Below are 14,317 nucleotides of genomic sequence, written 5' to 3'. Positions count from 1 at the left end.
GCCTCAGAGCCCAAGGCAGAGGCGGCGTCATGACGAGCGCGTGCTCGCGGAACTCCGCCTTTGCCGAACCCTATAAAAAAACTCTAAGTCGTCCGGGACCGTCATGCGCTGTGAGGTCCCCTTTCTTCCGGAGCACCAAATGAACAAGACCACTTTGCAATTGGCATGCGCGGTTCTGTTTTGCGCCGCACAACTGGCCCACGCCGATACCACGGCCAATTCCTCGTCGGGCTCGGTGTCGGGTTCGACCTCCACGGGCATCGGCCAGGGCGGCGGTTCGAGCCTGAACAACATCGGCACGTCGGCGAACTCGACGGCCAACACCAGTTCCAATTCGTCGTCGGTGGGCGGCCTCGGCGTCGCGACGGCGAGCGGCGGGCGTTCGTCGGCGCAGGGCGGTTCGTCGAACGTGAACATCTCGCTGTCGATGCCGCAGCTCACGAACTCGGGCACGGATGCGAGCGGCACCGACGCGACTAACAAGGCAGCCACGGGCCCCGGTTCGAGCGCCTTCGACACGCGCACGACGGTCGACTACAACCAGAGCTCGTACTCGGTGCGCACGACGCCGTCGATCGCCGCCCCCGCGCTCACGACGACGCTCTCCGACACCTGCATGGGCTCGGCGAGCTTCGGCCTGTCGATCACGGGCTTCGGCGCGACCGGCGGCACGACGCTCGTCGATCAGGCTTGCGTACGCCGTCTCGATGCACGCGAATTCCGCGCAATGGGCCTGACCGATGTCGCGCTCGCACTCCTGTGCCAGAGCGACGCGAACCGCCGCGCAGTCGAAGCGACCGGCCATCTGTGCCCCGGCACGACCACGCCGCTCGCGAAGTCGGGCGCTGACGCAGTGCTGTCGGACGACGAAAAGTATCGCGATCCGCTGATCCGCGAGCGCCTCGGCCTGCCGGTGACCGCCGCGAACAATCCGGAAGTCAACCTCAAGTCGCAGGACGCCGCGAAGCAGGCTCAACCGGCGCCCGCGAAGCAGGTCGCGCAACCGACGCCGGTCGCAGCGCGCGTGTACGATCATTCCGATGGTGCGAACGGCGTCGAAGTCGCGAGCACGCCCATCGGCGAGAAGATCGAAGTCTCGCTGGTGAAGTGAGGAAGCAGCAGGTTCGATGGCAAAGTGGTGCCGTGGAACTGTAGAGACGTGCCTGGGTAGCCAGGCCGTCTCTCCCTTTGAAGGGTTGGCTCTGAAAGACTGGTCCCGGAGAGTCAACCCTCGTTTTCCCGCTGAGGCATGCGATGAAGAGTCACAAGAAAATGGCGGCCATCGCGCTCGCGGCGAGTGCGGCTGTGTCGATGATGCCGTCGAGCGCGCACGCCGATGCCAGCGCCGGCGTGATCTGGGCCGCGAACCCGGCAGGCGTGCAGCCGATGCCCGGTGCGCAGGCGCTCGCGCTCCTGCCTTTGAGCGGCTACGTGCCCTTGCAGAGTTCGGGCGGCAAGTGCCTGCTCGTCGCGCGGCGCGGCACGCAGATCGTCGCGGTTGAATTGTCGCCGCTCACGAACGGCGCGAAAATCGTCGGCTGGAAGCCAAAGGAAATCGACATGAGCACGCTCACGTCGAAGTGGGGTTATACGCCGCCGAAATCATCGGTCGATACGAAGAGCTTCGGCAATCCCGTCACGAACGCGATGTCGGAACAAGGCAAGACCGATACGTCGAAGGGCGGATCGTATGCGCGCGCGAGCAGCTGGGGCAACGGCAACGTCGAAGCCCATAGCAGTGCGATCGCGTCGGCTTCGGGCGAGACCGAAGCTGCCGGGTCCGTGACAGTGAACGGCAAGACGTATCGCAAGTACAGCCATTTCAAGCCGGCGACGGCCGAAGCGCCGGTCGCAGCATCGGACGAATACTTCTGTCAGTGACGCATACGCTTCATGTCGTCGCGGACTTCGTTTCGACGACGGGCGGCACGGGCAAGGCTACTTCCTCCGCGGTCCGGGGTTCATTGCCGAAACGCGCGACGGAGAACGAGAATGTGTTGATGCCGTGCTCGCTCGTCGCCGACACCGTGCCGCGATGCATCTCCGCCACCGCCTTCACGATGGCGAGCCCGAGGCCGTGATTCTCGCGGCTGTTCGTGCGTGAACTCTCCGCGCGATAGAAGCGGTCGAAGAGATGCTCCTTCACGTGCGGCTGGATCAGCTCGCCCGGATTGGCCACCGCGATACGGATGCGCCCATGCTCGCGCATGATCGACACGGAAATGGTCGCGCCCGGCGCGCAATGCTGGATCGCGTTCATCACGAGATTGGACAGCGCGCGTCCGAACAGCGACGTGTTGACGAACGCGCGTGCATCGCCGCTTGCGACCGCGCGAACCTGCGCTTCTTCCAGCGGAATTTCCAGAAACTCGAGCGTCCGGTTGATCTCCGCCGCGAGCGACACTTCGACGAGTCCTGTCGCGCGCTCCCCCTGATCGGCGCGGGCCAGAAACAGCATGTCGTTGATGATCGCGCGCACGCGCTCGAACTCTTCGAGATTCGATTGCAGCGTATGCCGCAATTCATCGATCGAGCGGTCGCGCGTCAACGCCACTTCGGTCTGACCGATGAGGATCGTGACCGGCGTGCGCAGCTCGTGCGCGACATCGGCGTTGAAGGATTCGAGCCGGCCGTATGCGTGATCGAGCCGTTCCAGCGCGCCGTTGAAGGACTTTGCGAGATCGTCCAGCTCCATCGGCAGCGCGCGCGTGTTCAGGCGCTGCGAGCGATTGTTCGGGCTCAGCTTGGATGCATCGCGTGTGAGACGCGCGAGCGGTGCGAGGCCGAGACGCGCGACCGAATAACTCAGCAGCAGCACCGCGACGGTCGATAGCGCCATGAACGCCGCCAGCGCGAGACCGAAGGCGCGCATCGTATGGACGTTCGGCGAGCAATCGATCGCGACGAAGAGTTGCAAGGGCGGACGGTCCGCGTTCGGCGGAATGGTCAGCGTGGTCATCAGCATGTCGTAGGCGCGGCCTTCGGGACGAAAGCGCACATAGCCGCCCATCACGCGTTTGGTGATGTGGCCCGCGGGCGGCGAGCCGTATTCGAAGCGCGGATCGTTGCTGGAGACGGCGAAGAGCGTGGAACCGTCGCGCGGCGTGATGTCGGCGAGCTTCTCCTTCGCGATCTTCCATTTGTCCGGGTTCGATACATGCGTGACGATGAGCCTCGCGACTTCCGCGCGGTTGTCGAGCGAGTCGCGCAGATGCTGCTCCAGTTGCACGCGCAGCACCAGAAAGAGCCCTGAGCCGACGAGCGAAAACACGAACAGCGCGACGAGCGCGAACATCACGGCGAGGCGCCGCGATATGGAGCGCTGCGTGCGCGGTTCGTCCGAAGAGGATGCCCACTGCATGTTCATGATGGTCTCGCGTCTTCCCTTGCATCGCGCGTGTCGCGGGCTTCGCGCACTTCGAGCACGTAGCCCATGCCGCGCACGGTATGCAGCAGTTTCGTGCGGAATGGTCCGTCGAGTTTCGCGCGCAGCCGCTTGATCGCCGTTTCGACGACGTTCGTGTGGCTTTCGAAATCGACTTCCCAGACGAGCTCGGTGATCGCGGTCTTCGAGAGAATGTCACCGTGACGGCGCGCGAGCACGGAGAGCAACTGGAACTCCTTCGCGGTGAGATCGAGCCGCACGCCATCGCGTGTCGCGCGGCGGCCGATCAGATCGACATACAGATCGCCGACGGAAATGAGCGTCGATTCCTGCGCGCGCGTGCGGCGCGCGAGCGCATGCAGACGCTCGACGAGTTCGAGAAACGAGAACGGCTTCGTGAGATAGTCGTCCGCGCCTTCGCGCAGCCCGCGCACACGATCGTTGATGTGATCGCGCGCGGTGAGCATGATGACCGGCGTGGATTTTTGCAGGCGCAGCGCCTTCAGTACCGAGAAGCCGTCGCGTCTTGGCAGCATCACGTCGAGCACGATCACGTCGTAGTCGTATTCGATGGCGAGATGCGTGCCTTCCTCGCCGTCCATCGCGATGTCGACGACCCAGCCTTGCTCGGTCAGCCCCGAGCGCAGGTAATCCACCACTTTGTGTTCGTCTTCGACTATCAGGACTTTCATGCCTGGCACCTGTGCGCGTTCAGTGTGTGTTTACCGTATTGTTCAAATGCCTACTATACGAGTCTCGCGGGCATCTTGCTTACGTTTCGATCGAGGTCAGCGCGCGGGCGGTTTGTCGGCTGCATTCGCCATTTCTTCGCCATCGTGCGCCGCGTCATTCACGTTCCATCCGCCGCCCAGCGCCTTCACGAGCGCCACCGATACGGTGCGCTGCTGCCCGTGAATCTGCACGTCCTGACGCTCGCTCGTGAGTAATTGCTGCTGCGCGGTGATCACATCGAGATAGGCGACGAGGCCGCCCGAATAGCGATCGTTCGCGAGCGAAAGCAAGCGTCGCGCATCTTCGACCGCCGCGTGCGACTGGTTCGCCGCGCCGTCGAGCACCGACAATCCGACGATGCCGTCCTGCACTTGCTGAAACGCGCCGAGCACGGTCTGCCGATAATTCGCGACGGCCGCGACATAGCCCTGATTCGCGAAGTCGACGGCGGCCGAGCGCCGTCCGCCATCGAAGACGACCTGGCTCGCCATCGTCCCGATGGTCCACAAAAGACTCGGCGCGGAGAAGAGGCTCGAGAACGCGGTGCTCTCCCAGCCGACCGTGCCGTTCAACGTGAGGCTCGGAAAGAACGCCGCCTTCGCGACACCGATCTGCGCATTGGCGGCGGCCATCGCGCGCTCGGCGGAGGCGACATCGGGCCTGCGCTGCAACACGTCGCTCGGCACGCCGAGTGGAATCGGCGGAAGCGGGCGCTCGTTCAGCGCGGGCGCAATCGAGAACTGCGGCGCGGGCGTGCCGACGAGCGCGGCGATCGCGTGCTCGAATTGCGCGCGCTGATTCAGAAGCAGTTGCGCCTGCACGCGCGTCTGGTCGAGCAGCGCCTGTTGCTGCAAGACATCGAGGCCGGATACCGCGCCCAGATCGTGTTGCGCCTTCACGTAGTCGAGCGCTTTGTTCTGAAGATCGACGGAGCGGTTCAGCACGTCGATTTCGGCGTCGAGCTCGCGCATCGAGAAGTAGTCGCTCGCGAGATCGGTGGTCAGCACGAGGCGCGCGTTCGCGAGATCGTCGCGCGACTGATCCGCCGACGCACGCGCGCCTTCCACCTCGCGTCGAATGCGGCCGAAGAGATCGACGTCGTAATCGACGGTCGGCGCGAGCTTCAGATCGTTCTGCACGGTCGAGCTGTTCGGCGTCGCGTAGTTGTTGACGGGCCGGTTGCGCGAAATGCGCGAGCGCGACGCGTTCGCGCCGAGATCGATTTCAGGCAACGCGAGCGAGGACGTCTGCGCAAGCGTCGCGCGCGCCTGAGCGTAGTGCGCGCTCGCGGCGGCGACCGTCTGGTTTTGCGCGAGCGCCTGCGTTTCGAGGCCGGTCAGCGTGTCGTCGTCGAATGTCTGCCACCAGCCGAGCGCAAGCGGCGCATGCGAAGGCTCGCCCACGCGCCAGTACGAATCGGTCTTCCATGTCGGCGGCGTTTCGGCCACGGGCCGGCGATAGTCAGGCCCGACCGTGCACGCGGCGAGCATCGAAACGAGCGTGATGCAAAGCGCGGCTTTCATGATGTGGCCTTGTTGCCCGAAGCAGGCTGCTGTTGCTTCTGCTGCGGCGCGATCACGACATGATCGCCATCCGCGACCGAATCGCTCGGGTTGATGATGACCTTGTCCGTCGCGTCGATGCCGCTCTCGATTTCGAGCGATTGCCCGAGATCCTGCGCGATCACGATCTTGTGCAGACGCACGTGCCCGTCGGCATCGACGACCGCGAGACGCGGGCCTTCCGAGCGGAACAGCAACGCATTGCCCGGCACCAGCAGTCGCGCATGCGCGGTTGCTGGCACCGCGACCTGCACATATGCGCCGGGACGCAGGCGGCCATCGGGATTCGGCAGCGTCACTTCGACCTGCAACGAGCGCGTGGGCACGTCGATCGCGCCGGAGATGTGCGTGATCTTGCCGTGAAACTGCTGGCCGGGCAGCTCCGCCTGCGAGACCGTCACGTCCTGTTCGAGCGAAACATTCTGCGCATACGCCTGCGGCAATTGCACGAACACGCGTAACGGATCGGACTGCGCGAGCGCGAAGAGCGCGCGGCTCGTGCCGCTGCCCGCATCGATGAGATCGCCCACATCGACGTTGCGCTGCGTGACGACGCCCGCGAACGGCGCGACGATGCGCTTGAACGATTCGAGCTGGCGCAGGCGCTTCACGTTGGCGTCCGCTGCGGCGAGGTTCGCGACGTCCTGGTTGTAGGTGCTTTGCCGTTCGTCGAGTTCCTGTTGCGACACCGCATCGCGCTGACGCAATTGCTGCCAGCGTTCGAGCGAGCTCTTGGCGAGACCGAGGCTCGATGCCGTCTGATCGCGTTGCGCGACCGCCTGCGCGAGTTCCTGATCGATCTCGGGCGTATCGAGATCGGCGAGCACCTGGCCTTGCTTCACGCGCGCGCCGATATCCACATACCAGTGCAGCAGATAACCCGTTGCGCGCGCATAGATCGGCGATTCGACGAAGCCGCGCAGCGTGCCCGGCAAGGTCGTTTCACCGCCGCCATCGGTTTGCGTCGGCAACACGACGTTCACATACTGCTGCGCGTTCTGTTGCGTGCGCGAGGCGATCGAGCGGCTATGCAGCACGTCGGTGACGACGGTGCGCGCCGCGCCGATCGCGAGCAACGCGAGCACGATGACGAGCGCGATCTTCGCGCGCTTCCATTCGACCTGGCGCGGCGGCAGCGCGGGCCCTTCGTTCGGGTCGCGAGCGGGAATCGCAAGCGATGCGTGGTTCTTTTCGGTCATGTTCGTCGGGATGCTGTGATGTCAGTGTTGGCCGCTGCCGTTTTCATGCTGCGCCGGGCCCTTGCGCGCGGCGCGGCGCGCGAGACGCGCATGGATGCCCGCAAAGACGAGCGGCACGAAAAAGAGCGTGGAAACCGTGGCGAAGAGCAGGCCGCCGATCACGGCGCGGCCGAGCGGCGCGTTTTGCTCCGCGCCCTCGCCGAGACCGAGCGCCATCGGAATCATGCCGATGATCATCGCGAACGCGGTCATCAAGACGGGGCGTATGCGGCTCGCGCCCGCTTCGAGCGCGGCGGTGAGCGGCGGCATGCCGGCGTTCAGACGCTGACGCGCGAACGACACCATCAGAATGCTGTTCGCGGTCGCGACGCCCATCGTCATGATGGCGCCGGTGAGTGCGGGCACGCTCAAATGCGTGCCGGTGAGAAAGAGCATCCAGATGATGCCCGCGAGCGCAGCGGGCAACGCACTCACGATGATGAGCGGATCGACCCACGACTGGAAGTTCACGACGATCAGCAGATACACGAGCACGATCGCCATCGCGACGCCGAGGCCGAGTCCGAAGAACGACGTGCGCATCGTTTCGACCTGGCCGCGCACGACGATCTGGCTGCCGCGCGGAAGCGTCTTGCGCGCTTCATCGACGAGATGATTCACCTGACGCGCGACGCCGCCGAGATCGCGCCCTTCGACGCTCACGAAGAGATCGATCACGGGCCGGATGTTGTAGTGCGTGACCACCGCGAACTGATTCTCGGGCGCGATGCGCACGAGATTGCCGAGCAGTTGCGTCGGGCCGTTGATCGATGCGGACACGGGCGTGCGCAACAGCTCGTCGATCGACGAGATCTGATACTGCGGCGTCTGCACCGCGAGGTTGTACTCGACGCCATTGCGCGAATTGAACCAGAAGCCCGGTGCGGTTTGCGAACTGCCCGACAGCGAAACGAGCACGTTCTGCGCGACGTTGCTCGCGGAGAGATTCAGTTGCTGCAGGCGCGTGCGATCCATCTGCAGGTTGATCGCGGGTTCATCGAGCTTCTGCTGGATGTGCGTATCGACATTGCCGGGAATCATGCGGACCTGCTTCATGAGCTTGCTCGCGACTTCGAAATTCGCCTGCGCGTTCTGCCCTTGAATCTGCACGTCGATGGCGGCTGGCAGACCGAAGTTCAGGATCTGCGTGACGATGTCCGCGGGCTGAAAGAAGAACTCGACGCCAGGAAAGCGGCGCGGCAGCAGCGCACGCAATTCGTCGATGTATTTTTGCGTCGGCGCATGGTCGGGATTGAGCGCGACCTGGATTTCGCCGTCGAGCGTGCCGATGGTTCCTGCGTTGCTGTACGACAGATTGATGCCGCTATAAGGCAGGCCGAGGTTATCGAGTATGGTGGCGAGCTCGTCCTGCGGCACGATCTGGCGCACGACCTTTTCGACTTCATCGGCGAGACGCGCGGTTTCCTCGATGCGCGTGCCGGTCGGCGCACGCATGTGCATGCGGATATCGCCCGCATCGACGCTCGGGAAGAAGTCCTCGCCGAGCACGAACACGAGCGCCGTCGAGAGCAGACAGAAGCCGAGAAAGAGCGTGGCGAACAGGCGCCTTTTCACGAGCAGCGTCGACAAAATGACGATATACGCGCCGCGCATGCGCTCGAAACCGCGATCGAAACGGCGATGCAAACGCATGAAGATATTCGGCTTCGCTTTCGCATCGGGCGCGTGGGCGTGTCCCATCAGAAGCATCGCGAGCGTCGGAACGAGCGTGCGCGACAGAATGTACGACGCGATCATCGCGAACACGACGGCTTCCGCGAGCGGCACGAACAGGAACTTGGCGACGCCGGTGAGAAAGAACATCGGCACGAACACGATGCAGATGCATAGTGTCGAAACGAGCGCGGGCACCGCGATTTCACCCGCGCCTTCGAGAATCGCGTCATGCAGATTCGTGCCCAGATGCAGATGCCGCTCGATGTTCTCGATCGTCACGGTCGCATCGTCGACGAGAATGCCGACTGCGAGCGCGAGGCCGCCCAGCGTCATGATGTTGATGGTCTGCCCGAGCGCATGCAGCACGATCAATGACGAGAGTATCGAGAGCGGAATCGAGATCGCGATGATGCACGTGCTGCGCCAGTTGCCGAGAAAGAGCAGGATCATCGCGGCGGTAAGCGCGGCGGCGATCAGCGCCTCGCGCACCACGCCCTGCACGGCGGCCTTCACGAACACGGACTGATCGAAGAGCGCGCTGATCTTCAGATCCGGCGGCAACGACGCACGCGCTTGCGGCAAGAGGTCCTGCAGCGTGTTGACGATGGAAAGCGTCGACGCGTTGCCGTTCTTCAGCACCGATATCAGCACGCCGCGATGCCCGTCCTGCCGCACGATATTGGTCTGCGGCGAGAAGCCGTCGCGCACGTGCGCGACTTCGCGCAGATAAGTCGTCGCGCCGTTGATGGTGCGCACGGGAATATCGTTCAGACCCGCGACGGTCGCGGGCGAACCGTTCATGTTGATCGTATATTCGCGCGGGCCGATCTTCGCGGTGCCGGTCGGCAGGATCAGGTTCTGCGCGTTGACGGCCTGCACGACATCGGTCGGCGTGAGCCCCTTGGCGAGCAGCGCGCGCGTATCGAGATCGACGGAGATGAGGCGCGTCTTGCCGCCATAGGGATAAGGCACGGCCGCGCCGGGAATCGTCACGAGTTGCGGACGCAGGAAGTTGAGCGCGGTGTCGTTCAGGTCCTGCTCGGACTGCTTCGGGCTGGACAGGCCGAGCTGGATCACCGGAATGCTCGACGCCGAATAGCTGATGACGAGCGGTGGCGTCGCGCCGGGCGGCATCTGCTTCAGTTGCGCCTGCTCGACGGCGACGGTCTGCGCGATCGCGGTCTGGATATTCGCCGTCGGCTGCAGAAAGAGCTTGATGATCGCGATGCCCGGCAGCGATTGCGACTCGATGTGCTCGATGTTGTTCACGGTCGTCGTGAGACTGCGTTCGTTGACCGACGTGATGCGATTGGCCATGTCCTGCGAGGACAGGCCCGTGTAGTTCCAGATGATGCTGACGACGGGAATATCGATTTCGGGAAGCACGTCCACCGGCGTCGTCAAAAGGACGAAGGGCGTCGCCAGCAGAATCATGATGGCCATCACGATGAACGTGTAGGGCCGCTTAAGCGCAACGTTGACTATCCACATTGAGTCGTTCGGAAGATGCTGGGGAAGGGCGCTGCGAAAGAGGCGAGTGCGGCGCGCGAGACGCAATGACGGAACGAGGCGTGCGGTTCGCCATCCGTGTCGCTATGGTAGTGGCCGGGTGCCAACGACAATATGACGTGAATATGGCGCGACTGTCAGATAAGGCGATTTGAAAGCAAGCTTGCGAAAGCGCGCGGTAGGAATGCGTGCTTTCTTTTGAATTGCTTGGGGAGAGCTTTGGGGAATAGCGCGGCTGATGCGCGGGTAACGCTCAGTGTTGAAGTGCAGCGAGACGGCGCGGGATCATTCGCGGTCGATGGGAGCCGCGCGTGTCTCTTCGATGAGAATGTCTGCGTGCTTATTGCGGCGTCTGGCCGAGCGGTGTCGTCGACATCGTGCGTCCGGAAGACGAACTGCCCTCCGTGGAAGCGCCATATGCGCTTTGCGTGCTGACCTTCGCTTCCGCTGCCTGGATGTCGGCGGGATAGAAGGCGTCGCGCTCGGACGGGTTATAGCCGGCTTGCTCGACGCGTTGCAGGTCCTGTCTGACCTGTGCGCGCGTCAGGCCGTCGGACTGTTGTGCGAGCGCGGTCAGCGGTGCGACGGCGAGCGCGATCATGGCGATGCGTGTGACCAGTTTCATGGCGTACTCCTCATGTGCGTGAAGGATGAACGCGGCGTGCGGGTGTGCGATTTGCAGCGTCGGCACGCTTACCGCAGCCACCACTGGATTCTATGTGTAGCACCGTGACGACATGCTGGCGATCAGATGGCGTTATCGTCAGATTGGAGCGCGCGCTGAACACGAGGAAGAAGCATCGAAGGGCTGTCTGAAATCGCATGCGGCCGATGATAGACTCGCCCGCGAGAGCGGTTTGTAAGCCACTTAAAATCAGGAACCGATAAATTGCCTTTCAATCTGCCGACCACAGCCACCGCGCCGTTTTGTCCATCGGAAGTCAAGGGCTCGGTGGCCGTTTCGCCGGGCGCACCGCTCTGGAAAAAGCTTTTGCAATTCGCGGGACCGGGCTTGCTCATTTCCATCGGGTATATGGACCCCGGCAACTGGGCGACGGACATCGAAGCCGGATCGCGTTATGGCTATAACCTGCTCTTCGTGGTCGTGCTGTCGAGTCTCGCGGCGATGGTCCTGCAATGCCTTTCCATGAGGCTCGGCATCGTCACGGGAAAGGATCTCGCGCAGCTATCGCGCGAGCGCTATGCAAAGCCCGTCGCGAATGTGCAATGGATGCTCGCGGAGTTATCGATCATCGCGTGCGATCTCGCGGAAGTGCTCGGCGGTGCGCTCGCGTTTCACTTGCTGTTCGGTGTTTCGCTGATATGGGGCGTGGTGCTCACCGCATTCGATACGCTCATCGTGCTCGGTTTGAAGGGCAAGAACTTTCGCGATCTCGAAGCGATCATGCTCGGGCTGATTGCGACGATCGGCGTGGGTTATGTCGTCGAGCTCGTGCTCGTCAAGCCGCATTGGCCTTCCATCGCCGCAGGGCTCGTGCCTTCGATTCACGCGTTGAGCGAGCGCGAGCCGCTCTATCTCGCGATAGGCATTCTCGGCGCGACCGTGATGCCGCATAACCTGTATCTGCATTCGTCGATCGTGCAGACGCGCGTCGTGAATCGCGATGCGAAGAGCCTTGCTTCGGCGATCCGTTTCTCGCGGCTCGACACCATCGTGTCGCTGGTTCTTGCGCTGCTCATCAATGCGGCGATTCTGATTCTCGCGGCATCGGCGTTCCATGCGACGGGGCATACGCAAGTCACCGAAATCGAGGATGCGTACAAGCTGCTTGCGCCGATTGTCGGAACGGGGCTTGCCGCAGTTCTGTTTGCGGTGACGCTATTCGCTTCGGGACAGAGCTCCACGTTCACCGGAACCATCGCGGGGCAGGTGATCATGGAAGGGTTCCTGAACCTGAAGATTCCCTGCTATCAGCGAAGGTTCATCACGCGGGCGCTGGCGCTCGTGCCGGCGTTGATCGGCGTGTATGTGATGGGGAACGGCGCGGTCGGGAAACTGCTGGTCGCGAGTCAGGTCGTGCTCAGCTTGCAGTTGCCGTTCGCGCTTTATCCATTGATTAGGATGACGAGCGATCGAAGCCTGATGGGGACGTTCGCGAACAAGCCACACATGAAGTTCTTCGCTTGGCTGCTGTTCGTGGTGATCAGCGCGGCGAACATATGGCTCGTCGTGCAGACGGCGACGGAGTGGATCGGTTGATCGGATACGAGCGCCATGCATCGGTCACGTACATGGCGCGCCACCCACCTTTACTGCGCCGACAGATAGAACGCCTGGTCTCGTTGCGGCGTCACGCCGACGATCGTGAGCTGCCCGTTCACGACAGTCGCTTCGACGGACACCGACACGTTGCTGAGAGCACATAACGAGCCCGTGAAATTCAGCGTGCCGTCGAGCAGATGCTTGCCGGTCGAGCGCGGTTTGAAGCTGCCGGTGAACGTGCAGGCGTTCTGTGTGCCCTTGGCCGTGCCATCGGCGGCGACCGTGATCGTCGAGACCGGCGTGACGCCCGTGCCGCTGGTCCACGCGCGCGCGACGTCGCTGATGGCGATCGGCGTGTCGTATGTCGCGTTGTAGTTGCCGTTGAAGCTCGTGGCGGTCGTATCCGGGCTGACGAAGAGGCTCGTCGTCGCCGTGAGCGCGCTCTTCGCGGTGAAGTTGCCGGACAGCGTGCCGGCGCGAATCGCGCCAAGCGTGTGAAAGCCGACAGTCGCCGGATCGGTGAATGCGCCATCCGTTGCCGTCATGATGCCTTCGATCAGCCAGACAAACGAACCGTTCTGCGTATAGATACTGAAGTACTGGCCGGTTTCGAGGACGATGGTCTGTGCCGCAACCGACTGCGACGAATTCACCGAGCCGTACCAGATGCCTTCCGGCAACGCATGGGACGGATTGGGGACGCAGGACTTCGTCAAAGTGCCGAGGTCGGTCTTGCAAGTCTGATCGTCGCCCCCGCCTCCGCAGGCGGCGAGTACGGGCAGGGCGAGCAGCATCAGCTTCGATAAGAGTTTCATAGCGTATTGTTGGTCTTTGTAGTAGGCACGGACTGCGGCTCTCTTTACGGCGCACCGACAAGGGGTTAACGGAACATCGGCGGAAAACTTTAGATGCGCGGACCACGCTGCTGAATGTCGAGTGCAAAGCAAAGCGCCATGCCTTTGCAGGCATGGCGCTTTGACCAGATCCGCGAATCCCTACTTCACCACCGCGACCGGCGCATTCGATTTGGCCGCCACTGCCGACGGAATCGCCGCATCGACAGGCCGCGTCTCATCGACCGTGGTCCGTCCGCCATCGCGGAAGAACGCCTGCTCGGCCGCCTTGTTCAGCACGAGAATACTGATCCGCCGATTCGTAGGCTCATCGACGACATCCTTGTTGAGCGGCAGCACGTCGGCCAGCCCGCGCACCTGCAACACCTTGCTTTCCTTCATGCCGCCCGCGACGAGCGCGCGTCTTGCCGCATTGGCACGCTCACTCGAGAGTTCCCAGTTCGAATAGCCCGCCTGACTGCCCGAATAGGCCACCGCATCCGTATGCCCCGCGATCGACACGCGGTTATCGACATCGTTCAGCGATGCGCCGATGTTGGTCAGGATCGTCGTTACATAACCTTCGATCTTCGAGCTGCCGGAGGCGAACATCGGCCGCTTGAGCGAATCGACGATCTCGATGCGCAGTCCTTCGCTCGTGATCGCGATGCGAATCTGATCCTTGAACGCACGCAACGCGGGCATCTGCTCGATGAGCGCCATCAGCTTCTGCTTGAGCTGCTGCAGCTTCTGCAAGTCTTCCATCGCGACGGCCGCGCGCGCGATCGATTGCGGCACGGGCTGCGCCTGGCTCTTCTTGCCTTCACCCGGACGCGTGCTCGACAAGTCCTTGCCGCCGCCCGTGATGACGCTCGTATGCGCCGACGCGCCGCCATCGTTGCCAAAGAGCGCGGAGAGCGGCGTATTGAAGTACTGCTCGATGCCTTCCTTGTCGTACTTCGAGGTCGAGCCGAGCAGCCACATCAGCAGAAAGAACGCCATCATCGCGGTGACGAAGTCGGCGTAGGCGATCTTCCACGCGCCGCCATGATGTCCGTGGCCGTGCGCCTTCTTCTTGCGCTTCACGACGACGGTAGGCGCGAGCACCGATTGCAGCGGATCGCGTGATGGTTTCTCAGCCATGATGTCTATGCCGT

Annotated in this window: 11 protein-coding genes; 3 read left to right on the top strand and 8 right to left on the bottom strand. The window is 63.1% G+C overall.

Going from position 1 to position 14,317, the window contains the following annotated elements:
* Window positions 1-139: 139 nt before the first annotated feature.
* Window positions 140-1,111 carry a hypothetical protein gene (locus ACEN42_RS19765; RefSeq protein WP_187606457.1) on the top strand — a complete coding sequence of 324 codons (972 nt, stop codon included), beginning with the start codon at window positions 140-142 and terminating at the stop codon, window positions 1,109-1,111.
* A gap of 143 nt (window positions 1,112-1,254) precedes the next feature.
* The gene (locus ACEN42_RS19760; protein ID WP_371881165.1) at window positions 1,255-1,881 is read left to right on the top strand and encodes a hypothetical protein; all 627 of its coding nucleotides are present in this window, start codon (window positions 1,255-1,257) and stop codon (window positions 1,879-1,881) included.
* Window positions 1,882-1,891: 10 nt separating this feature from the next.
* On the opposite strand, the gene ACEN42_RS19755 is transcribed toward ACEN42_RS19760, so the two are convergent.
* The 6 genes from ACEN42_RS19755 to ACEN42_RS19730 all read right to left on the bottom strand — a co-directional run bounded on the left by ACEN42_RS19755 (window position 1,892) and on the right by ACEN42_RS19730 (window position 10,728).
* A complete protein-coding gene (locus tag ACEN42_RS19755; protein ID WP_238291984.1) occupies window positions 1,892-3,367 on the bottom strand; it encodes a heavy metal sensor histidine kinase in 1,476 nt (491 codons plus the stop codon).
* A complete protein-coding gene (locus ACEN42_RS19750) occupies window positions 3,364-4,077 on the bottom strand; it encodes a heavy metal response regulator transcription factor (protein WP_035509834.1) in 714 nt (237 codons plus the stop codon). The genes ACEN42_RS19755 and ACEN42_RS19750 overlap by 4 nt, the downstream gene beginning before the upstream one ends.
* 96 nt (window positions 4,078-4,173) lie before the next feature.
* Window positions 4,174-5,640, bottom strand: coding sequence for an efflux transporter outer membrane subunit (locus ACEN42_RS19745; protein WP_371881164.1), 1,467 nt, complete (start codon window positions 5,638-5,640; stop codon window positions 4,174-4,176).
* Complete coding sequence (locus ACEN42_RS19740; RefSeq protein WP_187606453.1) at window positions 5,637-6,878, bottom strand: efflux RND transporter periplasmic adaptor subunit; 1,242 nt, start codon at window positions 6,876-6,878, stop codon at window positions 5,637-5,639. Before ACEN42_RS19740 ends, ACEN42_RS19745 begins: the two co-directional genes overlap by 4 nt.
* Window positions 6,879-6,899: 21 nt before the next feature.
* Window positions 6,900-10,085: an efflux RND transporter permease subunit gene (locus tag ACEN42_RS19735; RefSeq protein ID WP_371881163.1), complete on the bottom strand. Its 3,186-nt coding sequence runs from the start codon at window positions 10,083-10,085 to the stop codon at window positions 6,900-6,902.
* A 358-nt stretch (window positions 10,086-10,443) separates the two neighbouring features.
* Window positions 10,444-10,728: a DUF4148 domain-containing protein gene (locus ACEN42_RS19730; protein ID WP_187606451.1), complete on the bottom strand. Its 285-nt coding sequence runs from the start codon at window positions 10,726-10,728 to the stop codon at window positions 10,444-10,446.
* 264 nt (window positions 10,729-10,992) lie between these two features.
* On the opposite strand from ACEN42_RS19730, the gene ACEN42_RS19725 reads away from it, so the two are divergent.
* Window positions 10,993-12,324 carry an Nramp family divalent metal transporter gene (locus ACEN42_RS19725; RefSeq protein WP_238216784.1) on the top strand — a complete coding sequence of 444 codons (1,332 nt, stop codon included), beginning with the start codon at window positions 10,993-10,995 and terminating at the stop codon, window positions 12,322-12,324.
* Between the two features lie 50 nt (window positions 12,325-12,374).
* Here ACEN42_RS19725 and ACEN42_RS19720 read toward each other — a convergent pair whose 3' ends face one another.
* Together ACEN42_RS19720 and motB are read right to left on the bottom strand one after the other, a co-directional pair.
* Window positions 12,375-13,142: a hypothetical protein gene (locus ACEN42_RS19720; protein WP_371881162.1), complete on the bottom strand. Its 768-nt coding sequence runs from the start codon at window positions 13,140-13,142 to the stop codon at window positions 12,375-12,377.
* A 180-nt stretch (window positions 13,143-13,322) separates the two neighbouring features.
* The gene (gene motB, locus ACEN42_RS19715) at window positions 13,323-14,303 is read right to left on the bottom strand and encodes a flagellar motor protein MotB (RefSeq protein WP_187606449.1); all 981 of its coding nucleotides are present in this window, start codon (window positions 14,301-14,303) and stop codon (window positions 13,323-13,325) included.
* Window positions 14,304-14,317 lie beyond the last annotated feature (14 nt).

The organism is Caballeronia sp. S22 (genome assembly GCF_964261745.1).
Taxonomy (GTDB): Bacteria; Pseudomonadota; Gammaproteobacteria; order Burkholderiales; family Burkholderiaceae; genus Caballeronia; species Caballeronia jiangsuensis.
This window is presented reverse-complemented; position numbering and strand designations above follow the sequence as displayed.

Excerpts from the sequence above, each read along its gene's own strand:
- ACEN42_RS19765 (WP_187606457.1), top strand. The coding sequence starts at position 140 with ATGAACAAGACCACTTTGCAATTGGCATGCGCGGTTCTGTTTTGCGCC.
- ACEN42_RS19735 (WP_371881163.1), bottom strand. The coding sequence starts at position 10,085 with ATGTGGATAGTCAACGTTGCGCTTAAGCGGCCCTACACGTTCATCGTG.
- motB (WP_187606449.1), bottom strand. The coding sequence starts at position 14,303 with ATGGCTGAGAAACCATCACGCGATCCGCTGCAATCGGTGCTCGCGCCT.
- ACEN42_RS19755 (WP_238291984.1), bottom strand. The coding sequence starts at position 3,367 with ATGAACATGCAGTGGGCATCCTCTTCGGACGAACCGCGCACGCAGCGC.
- ACEN42_RS19760 (WP_371881165.1), top strand. The coding sequence starts at position 1,255 with ATGAAGAGTCACAAGAAAATGGCGGCCATCGCGCTCGCGGCGAGTGCG.
- ACEN42_RS19745 (WP_371881164.1), bottom strand. The coding sequence starts at position 5,640 with ATGAAAGCCGCGCTTTGCATCACGCTCGTTTCGATGCTCGCCGCGTGC.
- ACEN42_RS19720 (WP_371881162.1), bottom strand. The coding sequence starts at position 13,142 with ATGAAACTCTTATCGAAGCTGATGCTGCTCGCCCTGCCCGTACTCGCC.
- ACEN42_RS19750 (WP_035509834.1), bottom strand. The coding sequence starts at position 4,077 with ATGAAAGTCCTGATAGTCGAAGACGAACACAAAGTGGTGGATTACCTG.
- ACEN42_RS19730 (WP_187606451.1), bottom strand. The coding sequence starts at position 10,728 with ATGAAACTGGTCACACGCATCGCCATGATCGCGCTCGCCGTCGCACCG.
- ACEN42_RS19740 (WP_187606453.1), bottom strand. The coding sequence starts at position 6,878 with ATGACCGAAAAGAACCACGCATCGCTTGCGATTCCCGCTCGCGACCCG.